Source organism: Sphingopyxis macrogoltabida (genome assembly GCF_001314325.1).
GTDB lineage: Bacteria > Pseudomonadota > Alphaproteobacteria > Sphingomonadales > Sphingomonadaceae > Sphingopyxis > Sphingopyxis macrogoltabida.
Genome location: NZ_CP009429.1, coordinates 5,083,903 through 5,103,240, shown reverse-complemented (window position 1 = coordinate 5,103,240; position 19,338 = coordinate 5,083,903). Strand labels below are relative to the sequence as shown.

Sequence of the window (19,338 nt, the reverse complement as noted above, 5' to 3'; positions counted from 1 at the left end):
CATGTCGCACCCCTCGAAGATCGTCCATTGCACCGGCCCAACCGACCCGCACGCGCTCGACGGCATTTCGCGGCGCCACCGCAGCGGCGATCTCGACAAGCTGTGCCCGCTGTGCAGCGGTTACGGCCAGTGGAACACCCAGATCGACCTCGTCAGCCACCGCTCAATCCGCCACGCCTGCCCCAAATGCGACGGGCGCGGGTGGATCGAGACCGGCGGCGACATGGTGCCCTCGCCCGATATCGAACGCAGCGAAGCGGGGCATCCGGTGTGGACGGTGCGGCTCGACCCGTCCGACGACCGCGAATGACCGCGGCGCGCGCTCCCGTTTCGCGGGCCCCGGCGCCCTTGCTCAGCCCGCCGCCAGACCCAGCGCGGCGCGCACCCACGCCGGCCACCAGTCGCTGAGATAGGCGGCGCTCGCCCCCGCGAACGCCAGCGCATAGACGGCGGCGCCCCGGATCAGCACCCGATGCACCCGCCCGCGCGTCGCGAGATCATAGAACGCCGCGGCCGCGATCAGCGCGATCGTCCCCGCCCAGTTGCCGAGCAAGAGACCCCAGAAGCCGTCGCCCAGCGTCATGCCGATCGCCTCGCCCCACCAGCGCCCGAACGCCGCCGACAGGATCACCGCGGTCGCGAGCAGTACCAGCCGCTTGTGCGCCACCGCATCGCCGCGCCGCACGAACGCCAGCGTCGCGGTGGCCGCGAACAGGATCATCGACGTCAGCGGCAGGGCAAAGAAGCGCGCATTGTCCGGGTCGCGCGGGGCATAGAAGCGCTGGCTGTGGATTTCGGCGGCGATCGCCGACACCGTCATCACCGGCACCAGCACCAGCAGGCTCAGCCCGAGCCACCGGTGCAGGTCGTGCCGCCGCGCGCCGATCAACAGCGCCTGTACGGTCAGAATCGTCATCCAGGCGAAAAAGGCCCAGACATGGATTTCGAGCATCGCGGGCGCCGGATAGTCGGCGGTGCCGCCGAAGCGTTTCGCGATCTGCGGCGCAAAGCCCATCGCGACGCCGAGCCACGACATGGCGATAAAGGCCGGAAAGAACAGCCGGTCGCCGCGATGCCGCGCCGCGAACCCCGATCGCGTGCCGATCATAAATCTCCCTCGCCGACCCGGGCGGACATCGCACCACGATGGCGCCGCGCGGTCAAACGAAAACGCCCGCGGTCCGGCCTAGGGTCCGCCGCGACCGTCCGCCGGCCGCCACCGCCAGATCAGCAGCAGCAGCGCGGTCAGGATGAAGATCGCAAAGCCCGACAGCATCCACGCGTTGACATACCATTGCTCGCCCCAACTGAACTCGCCGCCCATGATCTTCGCCCAGCCGCGAAAATGCTGCGCAGCGGCGACCGCGAGGCCGAACAGACCGAAGATCGCCGACAGATAGCGCACCAGCCAGTGCGCGGGGTTGGGCAGCATCAGCAGCACGCCCAGCGCGCCGATCATCGTCCGCTGCACGCGGCAATAGGGGCAGTGATAGACGAGGTCGGTCAGGTCGACCGTCCACGTCAAAACCGCCAGCAGGATCGCCGCCGCCCCAACCGCGCGGCGATGCCGCAGCAACCTGTCCGGCACATCGTCGATCATCATGCCCTCCCCCTTTGCCCCGGCATCCCCCGGCGGGCGGCCGGCGTCAAGGTGCGGGCTTCAGCCAGTTGTAGAGAAAGTCCTGGATCGCGTCGCCATAATGGCGGTCGGTGTCCGCCGCAGCGTCGTACAGCAACTGCTTGCCGCGCGGCCATTGCGGCTGCGGCAGTTTCAGCGTCGCGTCGCTGTACAGGCGGATCGTATCGCGGAACGGTACCCAGCGATTGCCGGCGTTCGACGACTGCCACTTCGCGGTCAGCATCGCCTGCCCCGCCGCGCGCACGCGCTTGTGCAGCAGCTCGGCCTTCTTCGGGTCGCGCGCGTAAATGCCGGCGAGCGTCGGCCAGCCGGCGGCGTCCGGCTTTTCCCATTCACTCTGCCACATCGCGACGAGCTCGCGGGCAAAGCTCTGCATCATCCCCGGCGGGGTCGTGACCGCGGTCTTGCTCGCCTTGTCGGGCTTGCCGTCGGCGCCGAGGCGGGTGAGCTGGATCACGCGGTCCTTGGGAAAGGCGAATTCCTCGAGCAGGTCGATCTCGCCTGCGTCGAGTTTGCCGTCGCGGCGGAGGTGGCGGATCACCAGCTTCGCCTCGTCCTCGCCGACATATTTGCGATAGAGGCCGGGGTTCTTCGGGTCCTTCACCGGCGCCCATTCGGTCAGCAGCCGAAATATTTCGGGCGAGGCGACCGCGGCATCGTCGAGCGGCCTGGCATAGGCGGCCTCCCACTCGGTCGCGGGCAGCCCCTCGACCGTCGCAGGTGTGCCACCGGTCTGGGCGATCAGGGGCTGGCAAAGGAAAAACGACGCGGCGATCGCGGCGCCGGACGTCAGGGTCAATCGGAACATGCTTCCTCCATCGACCCGCCGCCTGCCTATCACCCCCGCCGCGCCATGCAAGCGGAACCGGTGCGGGCGGGCAGGGGGCGGGCGCACAGCAAGCCATTGACCGCGGCGCGCGAAAACGGCAAAGGCGGCGGCGATGCGGGTGTAGCTCAATGGTAGAGCAGAAGCTTCCCAAGCTTACGACGAGGGTTCGATTCCCTTCACCCGCTCCAAGGCTTTCGCAGCGATTTAGCAAGGCTAAATCGCGACAAGCGAAAGCCCGGCCAGCCCGCGCAGCGGGACTGACGGCGTGGCTTTGCCACGACGGCCTTCCGACAGGGCCGCTATCGTCACCCCGCGCCTTCACTCCCGCGGCAATGGCGCGCAAATTCGAACATGCTCCGCGCGCGATCGCGCCCCTCGCGCATTTGCCTGGCGAAAAAGGCGCGCAATTCAGCCTCGTCGCGCAGTTCCAGCTCGACGAAGCCCGCCGCCAGCTCGGCGGCGACCTGGAGCAGCGAGAGGAAATGCGCGGCGGCGAGATCCGGAGCCTCGCCGTCCGCCACGCCCTCCGCCGCGTCGGGCGCGATCGCAACACTCCCGCCGGACGGCGCGGGCCGGCTGCTCGACGCGGCGCGATGCCTGAAATGCTCGACGACGATGCGTTCGGCATCGACCGGAAAGAGCTGAAGAAAGGCCCAGTCGCCCGCCGTTTCGCTCATGTCGGCCAGGACGGGCAGGTCAAGGTCGTGGTGAAGCCTGAAATCGCGATAACGGGTGACGCGTTCGATCTCGAGATCGGACTGGATACGCGCATCGTTCGCGTCGACGATCAGCCGGGCAGCAAGCTCGCCGCGGGCATGGATGATCTGCTTGCCAGCGACGGCCTGCACGCGGCTGCCGGCGTGGCAATGCAGCGCCCCGGGATGATCGACGATTTCGAGATGGATCTGGCGCGGATCGAGGAGCAGGATCTCGTCGGCGAAATGCTGCGACCGCCCCGGATAGTTGACGAAACAGCCCGGCCACGCCTTGACGATCAGCGGATCGATCAGTTCGTGAAGGGCAGGCGGGAGTTCGGCCGTAACGCCGGCTTCGAGGAACTCGCCGCCGAAATGGGGACCGCTTTCCACGACGGTAAAGACGATGTCGGGCCGATATTGGCGGAGCGCCAGCGTCAGCAGACTGCCCACCAGCCCGCCGCCGATAATCGCAAGGTCATATTCGAAAGCGTCCGCGCTGTGCATCGGAGCGTTGGTTAGCGCAGCCGCCGTGCCGACGCCATGTCCGGCCGTTCCAGGGCATCGGAACGGCGCGTTTCGACTCGCCGCAGGAGACACGCCGAGTCGCGGCCGAGTCGCCCCTATGATTCTGGAACGACTGCATTCTCTGGCTCAAAAATTAACTATTTCGCTTAAGCGCTCTGCGGCAGGACGACTCATTCCAGCGGTGAACCGAAGTCCCGAAATAATATCATTTTTTACCGAAAGTGACCGTTCCCGAGATTTGGGCCAACGTTGCCGTTTCGGGACAAAAATTAAAATAAGTTGATTCAAGTTAGGAAAAGTCGGAAACTTGTTTCAGTCGGTTGGAGGGCTGGCTGGACCAAAGTCGATAGTTCCCGTGGGGGGAACAACTCGCTTTGCGAACATACTGAAAAACCGGGTCGCAAGGTTTGCAGTTGGCGAAAGCCGGCCGCGCACGGTTTCCGTGCTGCAGCCGCTACCGCCGGGGATATCGACTGGTCTTTGACCAGAATCGTGGGGAGGGGTTGGGATGCAAGTGCTTCCCAAAATAATCTGTGCTGCCTTGGCACTAGCCTGCACGCCGGCGATCCCGGCCTTTGCGCAGACGACCGCCTATGCCGTCGGTCAGGGCAGCCCGAACCAGATCGCCTTGTCGATCCCCGTCACGGCCTCGGTCGGCGGTCGCTGCGGCTTCGCGGCAGGCAGCGCACCTTCGGGTACCTATGACCAGCCGAACTTCGATGTGCTCGGCCTCAACCATGATTTCATCTTCGAACTCGAATGCACCGGGCCCTCGCGGGTCGCGGTCGTATCGACAAACGGCGGGCTCAAGACCGCGGGCGCCGTGCCTGCCGGCTATACGACGCTCGCGCCTTATGACGTGACGCTCAACCTCGTCGGATCGAGCGCGACCGCGAACCAGACGTGCCAGGTCGCAACGCTCGTCGCAGGGTCGACCTGCACCTTCCTCGGGCCGGCATCGACGACGCAAGGCCTGCGGCTCAACGCCAATTCCATCGAACAGAACGGAACGTATCTCAGGGTTTCGGCCCCGCCCTACGCCGGCGCATCGCAGCTGGTAGCGGGCAATTATGCCGACACCCTGACCGTGACGGTGAGCACTTCGCCCTGATGCGCAGGGCAAATCCGGGCTGCCGCACCCTCGGGGCAGACTGGAACAAATCCATTGCCGGGGGGACGGCGGTTGTTTCGCCGATGTGGAAATGATCGCCAGCCAACTGGCAAAATGAAGGACGAAGACGATGAAAAAACTGGCTTATCTCTCGGTTGCGGCGGCTTCGGCCATCGCGCTGGCCTCGCCTGCCGCGGCGCAGACGACCGCGACCGGCACAATCAACATTACCGGATCGGTCGCCAACAAGTGCATGGTCGTGTCGAGCGGCGGCGCCGCAAGTTCGACCTTCACCGATTCGCGTGACCTTGGCGAACTTGCCCAGGCCAACGGCACTCTCGAAAGCTCGGGTGTGCTTGAAAGCCGCTTCGGCACTTCCGGCAGCGGCGCTCCGACCTTCCGCGTGGTTTGCACGACGGCCGCCCCCGTGGTCAGCGTCAATGCGGATCCGCTGGTCAACGCGGCCGCTGCCGACACCGGCTATTCGAACACGGTCAATTACACCGCGACGGCGACCTTCGCGCTGACCGGCGGCGGCTCGACCCCGGTCGCGAATGTGACGACCTCTGCAACCGACACGTCGGCCACGCTCGCAAGCCGTCTGGCCGCCTCGGGCGACAACGTCACCATCACGACGAGCCTCTTCAACACCGACGCCGCGGGCGCCAACGCCCTGATGGTGGCGGGTTCGTACACGGGCAAAATCGTGGTCACCGTCTCGCCGATCTGACGGCATCGGCTATTGGGGGATTTTACGTGATGCGTAATCTGATGACGCTGACCGCGCTTGCGACCCTTGCCATGGCGACGCCCGCCATGGCGCAGGTCACCGGTACGGTCGACATCGACGGCTCGGTCGCCGACCGCTGCCTGTTCACAACCGACAACGCCGTGATCTCGGTCGGTGAGCTGGCGCTCGCCGGGTCGGGGTCGACCGCGGGCAAGCTCGACACGAGCAAGCTCGACGGCCAGACGCGCACGCTGATCGGCTGGTGCAACGGCACCGCGGCGACGATGGAGGTCGAGGCCTTCGCGCTCGAGAACACCGATTTCACCGGCAGTGCGCCGACGGGGTTCGACACGCGGATCGACTTTACCGCGACCGCCGATGCCAATGAAGCCACCGCCACCGACACCTCGCTCGACGCGGGCAAGGGTGCGGCGGCCGGGGTCGGACTGTTCACGGGCAATATCGACGTCACCCTGTCGGCTTCGTCGACCCCGACGAGCGGGCTGCTCGTCGCGGGCGGCTATGTCGGCCAGGTGGTCGTGACGCTGACGCCGAACATCAGCTTCGGCGGCGGCTCGGAACAGCCGCTGCCGTAAGGCGCGGCAACGAAGAACTTTGGGAGATTGACCATGCGTCAATTGGGTTTGGTACTCGCGGCCGCAGCCGCACTCGGCGCAGCGCCCGCCCGGGCGCAGGACGACACCGACACGGCGAATGTCGCGGTGAACGGCAATGTCGCGCCGCTGTGCATCCTCGGCCCGCCGTCGCCGGCGACCGTCGACCTTGGTCAGATGGTCGCGACGTCGGGCAGCCGGATCGGGCGGATCGCGCCGCTGTCCAACCAGACGGTCAGTCTCCCGGGTTCCTTCTGCAATTTCGCCGGGTCGGCGATCGACGTCGCGGTGACCGCACTGGTCGCCAATGACAGTTCGACGCTGCAACCGGGTTTTGCGCGGGCCGTGAATTATACGGCCAGCGTCGACAATTGGGCCGCCACGGCGGCGAGCGCGACGAGCGCCGCGACGACCGACGGCAGCAATCCGACCGAAAGCAGCACCGGGGCGACCCAGCCGCTGCCGAAGATCGCCGACCTGTCGGTGACGCTGTCGAGCTTCACCGTACCTTCGGACCTGCTGCTGGTCGCAGGCAATTATCAGGGCGCCGTCGTCGTGACGCTCGGCCCGGCCGCCACGGGAGGAATTGAGGAATGATCAAGCACGCCTATCTGCTCGCCAGCGCCGCCGCGCTCGCCGCGACCCCCGTCATGGCGCAATTGACCACCGACACCAGCGAATTCGCGGTGATCGGCAGCGTCCCCGCGCTCTGTTCGGGCGGGACGATTTCGGGAGCGAACGCGACGTTCGACCTCGGCGTGCTCGTCGACACCTCGACCGGCCTTTTACGCACCGACCTGTCGGCGCCGAGCAAGGTCATCACCGGCTCTTTCTGCAGCGCACGCAGCACGATCAACGTCGATGCCGACGCCATGACCGCGCAGACCTTCACCGCGACACCGCCGACGGGTTTCTCGCGCACCGTCAATTATGTCGCGACGGCGTCGGGCTGGACCGAAACGCCCGCCAGCTTCGACACCGCGCAGGCGGTCAACAGCGACGCAACGCAAAGCCGCGACACCGCCTTTACCGGCGACATCACGGTCGCGCTCGACAATTTCTCGACCGCGGGCGGCAATGCGCTCCGGCTTGTCGCCGACCCCAATTATCTCGGCACCGTGACCGTCACGCTGGCAGCGGCGGAGTAGGATCGTGCGGCGCCTCGTCCTTCTTGCAACCGCGGCGGCGATGACGGCGGCGAGCGCGTCGGCGGTGCCCGCCTTCGCGCAGACGACCGTTGTCAGCCGCGCGATGCCGGTGACGGGCAATACCCCGCAGGTCTGCGCGCTGCAGAACGCCAGGCTGGCGCAAGGCAGTCAGGTGAACTTCCGCGCGCTGACCGGCAATCTGCTGCAGATCGACACGCTGGTCGACCCCGCGACACTGGCGACCAACGCGGCGTCGGCTTCGGTCGAGTTCGCCGCGGTCTGCAACTTTCCGCATCGCATCCGCCTCGAATCGCAGAACAACGGGCTGTGGCAGACCGACGGCAGCATGAACCAGCCGGCCGACGGCTTCGCCTATGCGCTGCCCTATCGCGCCGAACTGACGTGGGGCGAGGTCAATGGCGCGCTCGATGCCAATGCCAATGTCCGGCGCATCGCCGAACGCCGGTTCAATGTCGATCAGGCAACCGCGGGCGAAGTCGAGCTGCGCATCCTGATCGAGGCCGGCGCATCGAACACGCGCAGCAATGCCCCGGTGCTTGCGGGCTTTTACCGCGACACACTGCGGATCTTCCTGGAGCCACGCTGATGAAGGCCATGATCCGGATCGCCGCATTCGCCGCCGCGTTCGCAGGGACGAGCGCGATCGCCCAAGCACAGAATTTCTCCGAGTCCGACCAGGAACTCGAGATGGTGGGGGAGGCGCCCGCGGCCTGCGTGCTGCGGGCGCCGTCCGCGACCGCCGGCGTCAACGCCAGCTTCGACCCGACGGGTCCGACGAGCGGCGAGCTGCGGATCATCCAGATGGTCAATCCGACCACCGCCGAACCGCTGCCGACGTCGATCACGCTGGCGCTGCCGGTGGTGTGCAATGCGTCGCACCGCATCGAACTCCGATCGCAGAACGGCGGCCTGCTCCGTGACCAGGGCAACGCCCGCAACCGGCAGAGTGGTAGCGGCTTCGGCGAATTCGTGACCTATCGCGTCGGGCTGGCCTGGGCGGGGCAGCAACGCGACGTGACCAGCGAGGAAGCGCGCAACCTGAGCATCGACGCCTTCCGCGGCGCGGCGGGCGACGCGGTGCTGAACGTCTCGCTGCCGGGGGGTGGCGGCCCGCTCGTCGCCGGCCGCTATTCGGACGCGATCATTGTCGAATTCCTGGTGGCCAATTGACGGTCAGCGGGATCTTGTGAGGTTGTCCATGTTCAAGTCGATCAAGTTTCTGTTCCTCGCCCTGCTGGCGTTAACCATGAATCCGGCGCCCGCGCTCGCGATGACGGTGCAGCCGGTGGTGATCAACCTCAACACCAGCGGCCGCGGCATGACGCAGGTGATCACGGTCGAGAACACCTTCGCGACGACCCTGCCGGTCGAACTGCGCATCCAGGAACTCAAGGTGACGCAGGATGGCGTCGAACTGACCGGCGTCGACCCGGGCGACCTGCTCGTCTTTCCGCCGCAGGCGCTGATCGAACCCGGCCAGACGCAGTCGTTCCGCGTGCAATATGTCGGCGACCCGGCGCTGGCCGCGAGCAAGCATTATTACATCACCGTCGCGCAGCTGCCGGTGAAATTGCCCGAGGGGCAGTCGGCAATCCAGATCCTCTATAATTTCCAGGTGCTGGTCAGCGTCGCGCCGACCGGCGTGAAGCCCGACCTGTCGGTCCAGTCGGCCGAGGTTGGCCACAATGCCGAGGGCAAGCCGGTGCCAGTGCTGATGCTGAACAACAGCTCGGCGGCGCACGGTTATCTTTCGAACGGACGCCTGCGCATCGTCCAGAAGGACGCGTCCGGCAAGGAAGTGTTTCGCCAGTCGCTGTCGGGACCCGAAGTTCAGCAGACCATCGGCTTCGGGCTCGTCGGCGCCAATCAGACGCGGCGCATCACGGTTCCCATCATATTGCCGCTCGACGGCGGGACCGTCGAGGCGTCCTACGCGGCAGAAAGCTAAGATCATGTCTCGGGGGGGGATCCGCACGATATTGATGCTGGGGGCGGCCGGATCGGTCGGCCTGCCGGGAGGGGCTCTCGCGGCTGACACCGCGGCGACCGGACAGGATGCGACGACCGTCGTCCAGCCCTATGCGGCCCCCGCACGGCCGGGCGTGCGCTATAACAGCACCGGCCGGGCGATCACGCTGACCGTCCCGGCAAAGGACGGTGCCAATTATCTCGGCGACGTCCCGCTGACCATCCAGGCCGACGACACGCTCGAACTGCCAACGCGCCGGACGCTGCAACTGCTCGGTCTCGTCCTCGATCCCAATTTCTTTTCGACGCTCGAGGACAGCCTCGGCACCCGCGCGACGATCACGCCGGCCGATCTACTGCCGTCGGGCATCACGTTGAGCTATGATCCGCAGACGCTCGAGCTGAATTTCCAGATCCCGGCGGAACGGCGGCTGGCCCGTTCGGTGATCGTCAGCCCGCTCGATCGCGAACGGCTCGGCGAGGTGGTGCGCGCGGCCGACGTCAGCGGCTATCTGAATATCCGCGGGACCTTCGATTATGTTCATGCCGGCGGCAACGAGGGCTTCGCCGCGCCGCTCTTCCTGCTCGACGGCGCGACGCGCATCGGCGGCGTGGTCGCCGAATCCGAAGCGATCTGGCAGCCGGGGGTCGACGGCGTCGATTTCCAGCGTCTCGGTTCGCGCCTCGTCTATGACGATCAGGAAAATCTGATCCGCTGGACCGCCGGCGACCTCCAGACGATCGCCCGCGGCTTCCAGAACGCGCCCGACATCGCCGGCATCTCGATCTTCCGGTCGTACAGCGTGCTCCAGCCGCAGCAGATCATCCGCCCGCGCGGTGATCGCAGCTTCCGGCTCGACCGGCCGTCATCGGTCGAGGTCGAAATCAACGGGCAGGTGGTCCGCCGCCTGCAATTGAACCCCGGCGTCTACGACCTGCGCGATTTCCCCTTCACGCAGGGCGCAAACAATATCCGCCTGTCGGTCCTCGACGACAGCGGCCGGTCGGAAGTGTTGAATTTCAACCTGTTCCTCGACCAGACGCAGCTCGCCAAGGGGCTCAGCGAATTCGGCCTCTATGCCGGCGTCAAGGCACCGCTCGGGCTGCGCGGCCCGCGCTACAGCGACGATTATATCGTCTCGGGCTATTATCGCCGCGGCTTGAGCGACTATCTGACGCTCGGCGTCAATGCGCAGTTCGACAAGGATTCGCGGCTGCTCGGCACCGAAGCGGTGGTGGCGACCGCGGTCGGAACCTTTGCAACCAATCTTGCCGTGTCCGACATCGACGGGCTGGGCACCGGCTTCGGCGGCACGCTGACCTTCCAGCGGCTGATCCAGCGGAGCGACGGCCAGGCCGATACGCTCAACCTGTTCGTCGAGACGCGCAGCAAGAAGTTCGGCCCGGTCGCCAGCTTCTTCATCGACAACCCCTATGACTTCGAGCTGGGGGGCGGCTATTCGCACGCCTTCACCAACCAGGTCTATGCTGGCGTCGATGCGCGCTATTCGCACGGCCGCGGCACCCAGCCCGACCTGCACAGCTATCGCCTCAACGCGGGCTACCGCATCTCGCCGACCGCCAGCCTGACCGGCGACGTCCGTTATGAAAAGGACAGCCGCGGCGATCGCGTCGGCGCCTTCCTGTCGCTGACGATCCGCTTCGGCCGCTACACGACGGCGCGCGCCGATTATGAAACGCGCGACAACCGCACCCGCCTGTCGTTCCAGACGCTGAAGGGCCAGGGAGTCGGTTCGTACAACATCACCGCCGATATCGACCGCTCCGACGTCGCGTCGGGCTTCAACTTCAACGGCAATTATATCGCCAACCGCGCCGAACTGGGGCTGACCCATTTCGGGTCCTTCACCGACGATTTCGGCCATCGCACCGGCCAGCGGACGAGCTTCCGCCTCGGCACCTCGCTGGCCTTTGCCGACGGTGCGTTCTCGATCGGGCGGCCGATCTACGACAGCTTCGCCATCGTCTCGCCGCACAAGACGCTGAAGGGCGCGAACATCACGCTCGATCCGACGCCGTTCGGCTTTACCGCGAACAGCGGCACGCTCGGCGCCGCGACGCATTCCAGCCTCAGTTCCTACGCCGATCGCACGATCACCGTCGATGCGCCCAACGCGCCGGCCGGGACCGATCTCGGGCAGGGGTCGTTCAAGCTCTTCCCGTCGTACCGCAGCGGCTATCATCTGACGGTCGGGTCGGAATATGGCGTGACCGCACTCGGCACGATGACCGACATCGATGGCGAGACCGTCGCGCTGGTGACCGGCAACGCCTTCGAACTCGCGCACCCCGAGCGCCCGCCGGTGACCGTGTTCACCAACCGCCAGGGCCGCTTCGGCGCGACCGGCCTCGCGCCCGGCAAATGGCGCGTCGAGATGCTCGACACCAAGAAATCCGTCTTTGAAATCGATATCCCGGACAATGGCGAGAACATCGTCCGGCTTGGCGAACTGACGCCGGTGAGGAACTGAATATGAACATGAGGCGCAACTGTCTGCGAATATTGCTTGCACTGGCGGGCTCGCTGGGATTCGCCGCCGCGGCCACGGCTCAGGGCGGATTCTCCTGCGGCATCACCGGTTCAGCGCAGGCATCTCCCATATTGTTCGACCCGTTCCAGCCTGGCGGACTGCCGGTAACAACGGTCACGCTGACTCTGACCCGCGTCAATCTGGCCGGCGGCGCCAAGACCGACGTCGCGAACTTTTATCTCCAGGGACGCGATGGGAGCGCCGATGGCGCGCAGATTGTTCCGATCTCCGTATCAAGCCCCGGCAACGTCTCGGGCTCGGGAACCGGAGAGAATATTTTCCACAATTTCAGTGCGCCCAAACCGCTTGTATCACCAGCATCGCGGACGCCGTCACCGACGCAGCGTTTCCTTAAGCTCAGTTTCAACGGCAACAATGAAGCTACGAATACGGTGACGATCGTATTCAACGTGATACTTCCAGAAAATTTTAATGTCGAGGCGACGCAGAACCTGCCTTTCGATGCCTATTTCGGTTGCAGCACCTCGGGCGGCCAGGGAACCAACAAGCAGGAAATTCAGGGCACTGTCCTAAATGCGCTGACCTTCCCGATCACGGTCCTCAGCGCGCTGCAGGCGAGCTACGCCGGGACGGCGCTCGACTTCGGGGAGGTCGGCGACAAGACGACCGGCGATGTCCTCGCTGCGCCCGCGACCTATACGACGCCGACCACGAACCATGTCCGGGTTCGCAGTTCAGGGCCCTACACGGTCGCGCTGGCCTCGCAGAACACGTACAAGATGACGTTCCCCGGCGGCGTTCTGACCACTCCGACGAATGTCCTGAACTACGACCTGAAGTTCCTCGGCCAGACGCGCAACGCGGCGAGCCCGAGCTTCACGACGGTCACCTGCCAGCGCGCTGGCGTGCCGGCCTCGGATGCCGACATACTACCAGTCGTCGCCACCCTGAAGGAGGGCGGACAGGGCAAGCTGGTCTCGCCAACCTATTCCGACCTGCTGACCGTGACGATCACGCCGCTCCTGTCGGGCGCGCCATCGCAGCAGAATTGCCCCGCCTTATAGCGGGACGATCCGGAACGAGACGGAACCGCCCTGAACGCCTTTCGGCAGGTCGAGTTCGAGCGCGCGCGTCGCGATGCCGGCGCGGTTCGACTTGGTAATCTCCGCCGTCCCCGACTTGCCGAGCGGCACCGGGCGTCCATCGACGAGGATCTTGGCGTGCGCGAGCGACGGCGAATAGTCGGCGTGGATCGCATAGCCGTTCGGGCTGTTGCAGAATTCGCGCAGCGCGCCGAGGCTGACCTCGCCCTCGTGCGGCGACACCATCGTCTGTTCGACCGACGCGCGGCAGATCACCGGCACATAACCGCTGATGCCGATCGCGAACTGGCCCGAATCGACACCGACGTGGGGCATGGATCCCATGGCGGGCGCCGAAAGCGCCGTCATCGCGATCACCCCGAAAAACACTTTCTTGATCATTTACCCTACTCCATTGGGAAGCGCTCCTAATGGCAGGGCCTTTTCAAGATATGGTGCAGCGTCAGGGTAAACGCCGCGTTTAGAAAATCGGCCCAGCAAAGCCGCCGTTTTTGGCCAAATTGTTGCTGTGAAAAGCGATTGCCCCGACCGGCAGCCGGAACGCGCCGTCGAGCGAGGTCACATTTTTTCGGTGCCCTGCATTTTTTCGATGGTGCGTCGTACGGCAACAGCCGCTCGCGATCGCCTCGACGCTAGCGATGTTTTAACCGCGATGCCGGACAAGCGCCTTTTGGAAAAGGTAGACATGGCGGTTTCCGCATTCTTGGAGAATTCATCGACCGGCGAAGGACGGCGCAGAAGCACGCGGCGAGCGCTGCGGCTTACGGCGTCGGGGCTCTCGGGGAGCGGCGATGCCTGTCCCATCCTCATCCACGACATCTCGGCCGAGGGCTTGCTGATCGAATGCGGCCTGCCGCTTGCCCCGAATGAAAGCATCGATGTCGAGCTGCCGCACGCCGGCCGCTGCCTCGCCAAAATCGTCTGGGCGAGCGGCCGCCTGTTCGGCTGCCGGTTCGACGCGCCAGTCAGCCGCGCGACGCTGAGCGCCGCGGCGCTGCGCAGCGCGGTCGAGCAGCCGGTCGAGAGGCCCCGCCAAGCCCAAACCATTGGCGACGAAATGCTGGGCGCGCGCATCCAGCGGCTGCGCAGTCTTAAGGGCCTCACCCAGTCGCAACTCGCCGAACGCGCAGGCGTGAGCGAAGCGGCAGTCTGCAACTGGGAAAAGGGCAAGGCGCGGCCCCGCCCCTATCGTACCGAAATCCTCGCTGATATTCTCGGCGTGTCGAAGTTCGAGCTGCTGACCAACAAGCCGGGATCGAATATGGCCGACATCGTCGACCAGGCGCGCGCATGGATCGCGACCGCAATCGACATCGCGCCCGAACGGATCCGGATCGCGATCGATTTCTGATGCTCGGCCAAATCTGCGGCTCGGAAAGATAAACCCCGCATAGCAATGTGGTTCAGCGCAGGTTCGGGTCGACGATCCTAAACCGGTTGCGGACATGATCAGGAGGATGAACGATGAAAAAGCTTCTTTGCGCGGCGGTTCTCGCCGCCGTCGCCCTGCCTGCGGCGCCCGCGCTGGCCGATCCGCCGCCTTGGGCTCCGGCCCATGGCAAGCGCGCGAAAGATCGCGGCCTCTACGACAGTTACGGCCGCTATTATGAACCGCGGCGCCTGTCGCACGGCGATCGCGTCTGGCGCGGCCGCGACGGACAATATCACTGCCGCCGCGACAATGGCACGACCGGGCTGATTATCGGCGCCGCCGTCGGCGCGCTGGTCGGCCGCGAGCTCGACGGCGGGCGCGACCGGACGGTCGGCACGATCATCGGCGCCGCCGGCGGCGGCCTGCTCGGCCGCGCGATCGATCGCGGCGAGCTCAAATGCCGCTGACCTGAACGGGTTGACCTGACGACGGTGCGGGCGGTCGCTACACCGCCCGCACCGTCACCTGCTGCTCGATCAGTTCGATCTCGCCATAGGCGGTGAGGAAGCTGATGTCGGCCGCGTCGCGGCCGACGCCGATCACCGCGATATCTCCGGCGTCCGCCATGCCGGTCGCGTCGACGAGATGCCAGCCGCCGCCCAGATACACCTCGGCGACCGCATGGAAGTCCTGCGGCGCGACGTCGGGCGCATAGCCGCTCGCGACCCGCGCCGGGATGGCGGCGGCGCGCGCCAGCGTTACCATCACATGGGCATAGTCGCGGCATACGCCGCGCCGTTCGACGAAGCTGTCGAGCGCGCCGGTATCGGAATCGCTCGATCCCGCGGCATAGGTGAAATGCGTCTCGATCCAGTCGCGCATCGCCCCGATCTTCGCGCCGCCCTCGACGCCGCCGAACTCGTCGGCGACAAAGCTCAGAAACTTGTTCGCGGGGCAGTAGCGCGATTCGTTGAGATATTGCACCGTCTCGGCGGGCAGCCGGTGCATCGGCACCTGCGGTAGGCCGCGCCAGTTGTTCGCCGCGCGCACGATCTCGACCGTCGCCGAATATCTGGCATCGAGCCGATCTGCACAGCTCAGCCAGATGCGTTCGCCGATCCCGTCCTGCGCCGCGATGCGCGCGAAATTGGTGCAGGCACCCACGTCGAGCGCAGCCCCGGTTATCCGCTGGTCCGGCAACGCCGCCGCCTCGATCTGCAGCATCAGGTCGACGGGTTCGCGGAGGCGATAGGCGAGCGAGGCCGATATTTCGAGTTTCATCGCGCAACAATGCTCCACAAACGATCCGATGTCGCTAGAGGAACGCGAGAGAGTACGAGGTGGCCGCATCCACCCCGGCCAGAATGAAAAGATTCCCATGACCCCTGCGCGTACCATTCCGTTCATCGTCGCGACGATCTTCATGGATGCGGTCGGTTTCGGCATCATCATGCCGGTGCTGCCGCAGCTCGTGATGGAGGTCGGGCGGATCGACCTGCCGCACGCGATCGAGGTCGGGGCGTGGATCGGCCTTGTCATGGCGGTCGCGACCTTCGTCGCGTCGCCGGTGCTCGGCAATCTGTCGGATCGCTTCGGGCGGCGGCGCGTGCTGCTGCTCGCGCTCGGCGGGCTCGCGGTCGACTATGCGCTGCTGACGGTGGTCGAGACGCTGCCCTGGCTGTTCATCGCGCGCGCGCTGTCGGGCATCTTCGGCGGCAGCTATGCCGCGGCGCAGGCGGCGATCGCCGACATTACCGTCCCCGAGCAGCGCGCCCGCAATTTCGGTTTCGTCGGCGCCGCCTTCGGCATCGGCTTCGTCGCCGGGCCGGCGCTCGGCGGTTTCCTTGGCGAGATCGGCCCGCGCGCGCCGTTCGTCGCCGCCGCGGTCCTCGCTGCCGCCAACATGCTCTATGGCCTCTTCATCTTTCCCGAAACGCTGCCTCCCGAGCGCCGGCGTGCTTTCGACTGGCGCCGTGCCAACCCGCTCGGCGCCTTCCGGACGATGCGCACGCTGCCCGGAATGAACGGTGTCGCCGCCGTGCTGGTGCTGTGGCAGATCGCCAGCCTCGTCTATCCGATGACGTGGAGCTTTTATTGCATCGCCCAGCTTGGCTGGACGCCGGGGATGATCGGCGCCAGCCTCGCCGCGGTCGGGGTGATGATCGCACTCGGGCAGGTCTTCGTCGTCGGCCCCGCGGTGGCGCGCTTCGGCGAGCGCGACGCGGCGACGCTCGGCATCCTTGTCGCGACGCTCGTTTATCTCGGCTATGCCTTCACCACCTCGACCGTCGGCGCCTTCCTGCTGCTGATCCCCGTCGCCCTGCAGGCACCGGTCCAGCCGGCGCTGATGGCAATGATGTCGCGCCGCGCAACCGCCGGGACGCAGGGCGAGGTGCAGGGGATTTCGGCGATGGCGATGGGGCTCGGGCAACTCGTCGCGCCGCTGCTGCTCACCGGGACGATGGCTTATTTCACCGCCGCCAAGGCGCCGGTGCATTTTCCGGGCGCGGCCTTTATCGTCGCGGCGCTCTTCGGATGGCTGGCGATCCTGATGCTGCGTCGCCTGCCGCGGGCGCAGGCCGCCGATCAGATGCCGCCGGCGGTCACCGGATAGCCGAGCGCCTCGAACCCGGCGGTCAGCATCGCCACGCAGGCGGCGACCGCAGCGCCGTCAGTCGATCGAATGACGAAATTGGCACCAACCTTGCCCTCGCGGAAAAAGGGATAGCTGCCGATCGCGACGCCCGGATGATCCTTTTCGCCAAGGCGCAGCAGGTCGGCGACCTCGCTTTCGGGCGCCCATGCGCCGATCGTCTGGGCGACGAGCGGCGCGCCGCCTTCGAGCTCGCCGGTCAGCGCGTCGAGCATGCCCGCGGTGATGTGCGGCACCCCTGCCATCACGAACAGATTGCCGATCCGGATGCCCGGCGCGCCCGACATGCGGTTCGGGATCAGTTCGGCGCCGTCCGGCGTACGCGCCATGCGCAGCCGCGCCTCGGTCAGTTCGCCGCCGCGCGCGCTATAATAGCGTTCGAGGATCGCCCGGGCATCGGGATGGACAATCACGCCGACGCCGAGCGCCTTCGCCACCGCATCGACGGTGATGTCGTCATGCGTCGGCCCGATGCCGCCGGTCGTGAACACATAATCGTAGCGCGCACGGATCGCATTCAAGGCATCGACGATCTCGGCCTCGACATCGGGAACGATACGCACTTCGCGCAGCCTGATGCCCTGCACGTCGAGCCAGGTCGCGATCTGGGCGACATTCTTGTCCTGCGTGCGGCCGGAGAGGATTTCGTCGCCGATCACCAGCACGGCGGCAGTCCAGATGCGTTCGTCGCTCATCGCTTTGCCTTAGAGCATGATGCCATGATATTGATCCACCGTGACGGAGCCGATTTTGGCCGAGTGCGAGGCGCGAGGAGAGGTGCGATGCGGGGCATCGTACCCGACGAGCAACGCGGCAATCGGCCAAAATCGGCCCGCCCCGCAGGGGTTGCCCCCGGAAGCCCGCCGGACGGCGGCGCGCCTCTGGGCCGGGCCACCGGCCCGGCCTGCGAGACGCTTCTTGCCGGCGAACTTCCGGGGGCAATCACGGTGGGTCAATATCATGGCATCATGCTCTACCTGTCTATGGTGACAAAACAACCCCGCTGGCAGTCGGATAATGTTCCTGATATGTTCGCATCCGACTCGAAAGTGATGGGAGAAGCGCAATGGCCGAAGACCTGATTTTCTACACCAACCCGATGTCGCGCGGCCAGATCGTGCGCTGGATGCTCGAAGAGGTCGGCGCCCCCTATGAGCCGCGCATTCTCGATTATGGCACGACGATGAAGGACGCCGCCTATCTCGCGGTCAATCCGATGGGCAAGGTGCCGGCGATCGTCCACAACGGCCGCGCGGTGACCGAATGCGCTGCGATCTGCGCCTATCTTGCCGACGCCTTCCCCGCCGCGGGGCTCGCGCCGGCCCCTTCCGACCGCGCCGACTATTATCGCTGGCTGTTCTTCACCGCCGGCCCCGTCGAACAGGCGATCACCGCCAAGCATTTCGGGATCGAGCCCGACGCCGAACAGCAGCGCATGGCGGGCTTCGGCTCGCTCGCCGCGGCGCTCGACGCGCTCGAGGGTGCGGTCGCGGGCAAGGCGTTCGTCGCGGGCAACCGCTTCACCGCCGCCGACGTCTATGTCGGCAGTCAGGTCGACTGGGGGCTGCAATTCGGCACCATCCCGTCGCGCCCGGCGTTCGAGGCCTATGTCGCGCCGCTGCGCGAACGCGCGGCGTACAAGCGCGCGAAGGAAATCGACAACGGCCTGATCGCCGAAATGCAGCCGGCGAATCCCGCCTGAGGGATGGGGCAGCTTTCAGCCGGAAGCGGAGATTTCCCTCTTCGTCACCCCGGACTTGATCCGGGGTCCATGGCTTCGCCGCCGCGGTGGATCCCGGATCAAGTCCGGGATGACGAAGGTGAGTTAAGCAACGGCCGCTCTCCACCCCAAAGCCGCCCTACATTCGGAGACTGTCAGAAAATCCCCGCCGCCAGCCCTTCCGCCAGCGCAGCACCGAGGTCGCGCGCTTCGGCGATCCGCGCTGCCGCTATGGTCTTCGGCGCCATGATCGCCTCGGGCGTTTGCGCAGCGGTATGGACGATCACCGGGTCGGCGACCCGCCTCAGCCGCCAGCCGGTGGCGATCCGGTCGAGCTGGCGCTGGGCGTTTTCGCCGTCCGACCCCGCGCAGACGATCGTCGCATAGGGACGCCCCTCGAGCCGGCCGAGGCACGGATAATAGCAGCGGTCGAACATCTCCTTCATCGCCCCCGACAGCGCCGCGAGATTTTCGGGACCGACGAACAAATAACCGGCGGCGGCCAGCAGATGCTCGGGCGTGACGTCTGCGGCCGCGATGCGTTCGGCCGCCCGCGCCCCTTCGGCGGCGGCGCGCGCGAGCGCTTCGCTGCCGCCGGTGCGGCTGTGCCAGATGATGAGCAGCTGCGATGCGTCGGCCATGCCGCGATGCTTGCCAAGCCGGAAGGCGCGGCGCAAGCTGCCCGCCACATATG

At 66.2% G+C, this 19,338-nt stretch carries 24 protein-coding genes and 1 tRNA gene; 16 read left to right on the top strand and 9 right to left on the bottom strand.

Going from position 1 to position 19,338, the window contains the following annotated elements; translation table 11 throughout:
- The first annotated feature begins 1 nt into the window (after position 1).
- Positions 2 to 310 (top strand): hypothetical protein, encoded by a 309-nt coding sequence (locus tag LH19_RS24645; RefSeq protein WP_054732575.1) that lies wholly within the window; start codon positions 2 to 4, stop codon positions 308 to 310.
- Positions 311 to 352: 42 nt separating this feature from the next.
- Here the strand turns inward: LH19_RS24645 and LH19_RS24640 are convergent, their stop codons facing one another.
- The 3 genes from LH19_RS24640 to LH19_RS28200 form a co-directional block, all read right to left on the bottom strand.
- The gene (locus LH19_RS24640; RefSeq protein ID WP_054732572.1) at positions 353 to 1,108 is read right to left on the bottom strand and encodes a hypothetical protein; all 756 of its coding nucleotides are present in this window, start codon (positions 1,106 to 1,108) and stop codon (positions 353 to 355) included.
- A 78-nt stretch (positions 1,109 to 1,186) separates the two neighbouring features.
- Positions 1,187 to 1,603 (bottom strand): hypothetical protein, encoded by a 417-nt coding sequence (locus tag LH19_RS24635; RefSeq protein WP_201258397.1) that lies wholly within the window; start codon positions 1,601 to 1,603, stop codon positions 1,187 to 1,189.
- A 43-nt stretch (positions 1,604 to 1,646) separates the two neighbouring features.
- Positions 1,647 to 2,447, bottom strand: coding sequence for a hypothetical protein (locus LH19_RS28200; protein WP_062913016.1), 801 nt, complete (start codon positions 2,445 to 2,447; stop codon positions 1,647 to 1,649).
- Between the two features lie 135 nt (positions 2,448 to 2,582).
- On the opposite strand from LH19_RS28200, the gene LH19_RS24630 reads away from it, so the two are divergent.
- Positions 2,583 to 2,656, top strand: a tRNA-Gly gene (locus LH19_RS24630).
- Positions 2,657 to 2,773: 117 nt separating this feature from the next.
- On the opposite strand, the gene LH19_RS24625 is transcribed toward LH19_RS24630, so the two are convergent.
- Positions 2,774 to 3,670, bottom strand: coding sequence for a Rossmann-fold NAD(P)-binding domain-containing protein (locus LH19_RS24625; RefSeq protein ID WP_054732569.1), 897 nt, complete (start codon positions 3,668 to 3,670; stop codon positions 2,774 to 2,776).
- 529 nt (positions 3,671 to 4,199) lie between these two features.
- Between LH19_RS24625 and LH19_RS24620 the strand changes: the two genes are divergently transcribed.
- The 10 genes from LH19_RS24620 to LH19_RS24575 all read left to right on the top strand — a co-directional run bounded on the left by LH19_RS24620 (position 4,200) and on the right by LH19_RS24575 (position 12,860).
- Positions 4,200 to 4,802 (top strand): hypothetical protein, encoded by a 603-nt coding sequence (locus tag LH19_RS24620; protein WP_145923595.1) that lies wholly within the window; start codon positions 4,200 to 4,202, stop codon positions 4,800 to 4,802.
- 130 nt (positions 4,803 to 4,932) lie between these two features.
- Complete coding sequence (locus LH19_RS24615; RefSeq protein WP_054732563.1) at positions 4,933 to 5,532, top strand: hypothetical protein; 600 nt, start codon at positions 4,933 to 4,935, stop codon at positions 5,530 to 5,532.
- A 29-nt stretch (positions 5,533 to 5,561) separates the two neighbouring features.
- On the top strand, positions 5,562 to 6,128 hold the full coding sequence (locus LH19_RS24610) for a hypothetical protein (protein ID WP_054732560.1): 567 nt from the start codon (positions 5,562 to 5,564) through the stop codon (positions 6,126 to 6,128).
- A 33-nt stretch (positions 6,129 to 6,161) separates the two neighbouring features.
- Positions 6,162 to 6,743, top strand: a complete 582-nt coding sequence (locus LH19_RS24605) for a hypothetical protein (RefSeq protein WP_145923594.1) — start codon at positions 6,162 to 6,164, stop codon at positions 6,741 to 6,743.
- Positions 6,740 to 7,294 (top strand): hypothetical protein, encoded by a 555-nt coding sequence (locus LH19_RS24600; protein WP_054732553.1) that lies wholly within the window; start codon positions 6,740 to 6,742, stop codon positions 7,292 to 7,294. Before LH19_RS24605 ends, LH19_RS24600 begins: the two co-directional genes overlap by 4 nt.
- 4 nt (positions 7,295 to 7,298) lie before the next feature.
- Entirely contained in the window at positions 7,299 to 7,901 is a 603-nt protein-coding gene (locus LH19_RS24595) for a hypothetical protein (RefSeq protein ID WP_054732548.1), read from the top strand.
- Positions 7,901 to 8,485, top strand: a complete 585-nt coding sequence (locus LH19_RS24590) for a hypothetical protein (protein WP_054732546.1) — start codon at positions 7,901 to 7,903, stop codon at positions 8,483 to 8,485. The genes LH19_RS24595 and LH19_RS24590 overlap by 1 nt, the downstream gene beginning before the upstream one ends.
- 28 nt (positions 8,486 to 8,513) lie before the next feature.
- Positions 8,514 to 9,263 (top strand): fimbria/pilus periplasmic chaperone, encoded by a 750-nt coding sequence (locus tag LH19_RS24585; RefSeq protein WP_054732544.1) that lies wholly within the window; start codon positions 8,514 to 8,516, stop codon positions 9,261 to 9,263.
- Positions 9,264 to 9,267: 4 nt separating this feature from the next.
- A complete protein-coding gene (locus LH19_RS24580; protein WP_145923593.1) occupies positions 9,268 to 11,775 on the top strand; it encodes a fimbria/pilus outer membrane usher protein in 2,508 nt (835 codons plus the stop codon).
- A gap of 32 nt (positions 11,776 to 11,807) precedes the next feature.
- The gene (locus tag LH19_RS24575; protein WP_054732540.1) at positions 11,808 to 12,860 is read left to right on the top strand and encodes a hypothetical protein; all 1,053 of its coding nucleotides are present in this window, start codon (positions 11,808 to 11,810) and stop codon (positions 12,858 to 12,860) included.
- Here the strand turns inward: LH19_RS24575 and LH19_RS24570 are convergent.
- Positions 12,855 to 13,280, bottom strand: a complete 426-nt coding sequence (locus LH19_RS24570; protein WP_054732538.1) for a hypothetical protein — start codon at positions 13,278 to 13,280, stop codon at positions 12,855 to 12,857. The two genes, LH19_RS24575 and LH19_RS24570, sit on opposite strands and share 6 nt — an antisense overlap.
- Before the next feature lie 208 nt (positions 13,281 to 13,488).
- On the opposite strand from LH19_RS24570, the gene LH19_RS24565 reads away from it, so the two are divergent.
- Together LH19_RS24565 and LH19_RS24560 are read left to right on the top strand one after the other, a co-directional pair.
- A complete protein-coding gene (locus tag LH19_RS24565; RefSeq protein ID WP_082396140.1) occupies positions 13,489 to 14,250 on the top strand; it encodes a helix-turn-helix domain-containing protein in 762 nt (253 codons plus the stop codon).
- A 113-nt stretch (positions 14,251 to 14,363) separates the two neighbouring features.
- The gene (locus tag LH19_RS24560; protein ID WP_054732532.1) at positions 14,364 to 14,738 is read left to right on the top strand and encodes a glycine zipper 2TM domain-containing protein; all 375 of its coding nucleotides are present in this window, start codon (positions 14,364 to 14,366) and stop codon (positions 14,736 to 14,738) included.
- 37 nt (positions 14,739 to 14,775) lie between these two features.
- On the opposite strand, the gene LH19_RS24555 is transcribed toward LH19_RS24560, so the two are convergent.
- Positions 14,776 to 15,552, bottom strand: a complete 777-nt coding sequence (locus tag LH19_RS24555; protein ID WP_054732529.1) for a transglutaminase-like domain-containing protein — start codon at positions 15,550 to 15,552, stop codon at positions 14,776 to 14,778.
- A gap of 97 nt (positions 15,553 to 15,649) precedes the next feature.
- Between LH19_RS24555 and LH19_RS24550 the strand changes: the two genes are divergently transcribed.
- Positions 15,650 to 16,885, top strand: a complete 1,236-nt coding sequence (locus LH19_RS24550) for an MFS transporter (RefSeq protein ID WP_054732526.1) — start codon at positions 15,650 to 15,652, stop codon at positions 16,883 to 16,885.
- On the opposite strand, the gene LH19_RS24545 is transcribed toward LH19_RS24550, so the two are convergent.
- Positions 16,858 to 17,619 carry a competence/damage-inducible protein A gene (locus tag LH19_RS24545; RefSeq protein WP_054732524.1) on the bottom strand — a complete coding sequence of 254 codons (762 nt, stop codon included), beginning with the start codon at positions 17,617 to 17,619 and terminating at the stop codon, positions 16,858 to 16,860. The genes LH19_RS24550 and LH19_RS24545 overlap by 28 nt on opposite strands.
- Positions 17,620 to 17,628: 9 nt before the next feature.
- Entirely contained in the window at positions 17,629 to 17,886 is a 258-nt protein-coding gene (locus tag LH19_RS29765; protein ID WP_054732521.1) for a hypothetical protein, read from the bottom strand.
- A gap of 104 nt (positions 17,887 to 17,990) precedes the next feature.
- Here LH19_RS29765 and LH19_RS24535 point away from each other — a divergent pair, with 104 nt between their 5' ends.
- Positions 17,991 to 18,626 carry a glutathione S-transferase family protein gene (locus LH19_RS24535; protein ID WP_054732518.1) on the top strand — a complete coding sequence of 212 codons (636 nt, stop codon included), beginning with the start codon at positions 17,991 to 17,993 and terminating at the stop codon, positions 18,624 to 18,626.
- Positions 18,627 to 18,799: 173 nt separating this feature from the next.
- Here the strand turns inward: LH19_RS24535 and LH19_RS24530 are convergent, their stop codons facing one another.
- Positions 18,800 to 19,285, bottom strand: a complete 486-nt coding sequence (locus LH19_RS24530; protein WP_054734302.1) for an NAD(P)H-dependent oxidoreductase — start codon at positions 19,283 to 19,285, stop codon at positions 18,800 to 18,802.
- Positions 19,286 to 19,338: the final 53 nt, after the last annotated feature.

What these genes read in the sequence shown, in the direction of transcription:
- LH19_RS24590 (WP_054732546.1), top strand. Translation starts at nt 7,901, where the DNA reads ATGAAGGCCATGATCCGGATCGCCGCATTCGCCGCCGCGTTCGCAGGG.
- LH19_RS24615 (WP_054732563.1), top strand. Translation starts at nt 4,933, where the DNA reads ATGAAAAAACTGGCTTATCTCTCGGTTGCGGCGGCTTCGGCCATCGCG.
- LH19_RS24585 (WP_054732544.1), top strand. Translation starts at nt 8,514, where the DNA reads ATGTTCAAGTCGATCAAGTTTCTGTTCCTCGCCCTGCTGGCGTTAACC.
- LH19_RS24635 (WP_201258397.1), bottom strand. Translation starts at nt 1,603, where the DNA reads ATGATGATCGACGATGTGCCGGACAGGTTGCTGCGGCATCGCCGCGCG.
- LH19_RS28200 (WP_062913016.1), bottom strand. Translation starts at nt 2,447, where the DNA reads ATGTTCCGATTGACCCTGACGTCCGGCGCCGCGATCGCCGCGTCGTTT.
- LH19_RS24605 (WP_145923594.1), top strand. Translation starts at nt 6,162, where the DNA reads ATGCGTCAATTGGGTTTGGTACTCGCGGCCGCAGCCGCACTCGGCGCA.
- LH19_RS24535 (WP_054732518.1), top strand. Translation starts at nt 17,991, where the DNA reads ATGGCCGAAGACCTGATTTTCTACACCAACCCGATGTCGCGCGGCCAG.
- LH19_RS24620 (WP_145923595.1), top strand. Translation starts at nt 4,200, where the DNA reads ATGCAAGTGCTTCCCAAAATAATCTGTGCTGCCTTGGCACTAGCCTGC.
- LH19_RS24580 (WP_145923593.1), top strand. Translation starts at nt 9,268, where the DNA reads ATGTCTCGGGGGGGGATCCGCACGATATTGATGCTGGGGGCGGCCGGA.
- LH19_RS29765 (WP_054732521.1), bottom strand. Translation starts at nt 17,886, where the DNA reads ATGATATTGACCCACCGTGATTGCCCCCGGAAGTTCGCCGGCAAGAAG.
- LH19_RS24600 (WP_054732553.1), top strand. Translation starts at nt 6,740, where the DNA reads ATGATCAAGCACGCCTATCTGCTCGCCAGCGCCGCCGCGCTCGCCGCG.
- LH19_RS24545 (WP_054732524.1), bottom strand. Translation starts at nt 17,619, where the DNA reads ATGAGCGACGAACGCATCTGGACTGCCGCCGTGCTGGTGATCGGCGAC.
- LH19_RS24550 (WP_054732526.1), top strand. Translation starts at nt 15,650, where the DNA reads ATGACCCCTGCGCGTACCATTCCGTTCATCGTCGCGACGATCTTCATG.
- LH19_RS24625 (WP_054732569.1), bottom strand. Translation starts at nt 3,670, where the DNA reads ATGCACAGCGCGGACGCTTTCGAATATGACCTTGCGATTATCGGCGGC.
- LH19_RS24610 (WP_054732560.1), top strand. Translation starts at nt 5,562, where the DNA reads ATGCGTAATCTGATGACGCTGACCGCGCTTGCGACCCTTGCCATGGCG.
- LH19_RS24530 (WP_054734302.1), bottom strand. Translation starts at nt 19,285, where the DNA reads ATGGCCGACGCATCGCAGCTGCTCATCATCTGGCACAGCCGCACCGGC.
- LH19_RS24640 (WP_054732572.1), bottom strand. Translation starts at nt 1,108, where the DNA reads ATGATCGGCACGCGATCGGGGTTCGCGGCGCGGCATCGCGGCGACCGG.
- LH19_RS24565 (WP_082396140.1), top strand. Translation starts at nt 13,489, where the DNA reads ATGGTGCGTCGTACGGCAACAGCCGCTCGCGATCGCCTCGACGCTAGC.
- LH19_RS24645 (WP_054732575.1), top strand. Translation starts at nt 2, where the DNA reads ATGTCGCACCCCTCGAAGATCGTCCATTGCACCGGCCCAACCGACCCG.
- LH19_RS24560 (WP_054732532.1), top strand. Translation starts at nt 14,364, where the DNA reads ATGAAAAAGCTTCTTTGCGCGGCGGTTCTCGCCGCCGTCGCCCTGCCT.
- LH19_RS24570 (WP_054732538.1), bottom strand. Translation starts at nt 13,280, where the DNA reads ATGATCAAGAAAGTGTTTTTCGGGGTGATCGCGATGACGGCGCTTTCG.
- LH19_RS24555 (WP_054732529.1), bottom strand. Translation starts at nt 15,552, where the DNA reads ATGAAACTCGAAATATCGGCCTCGCTCGCCTATCGCCTCCGCGAACCC.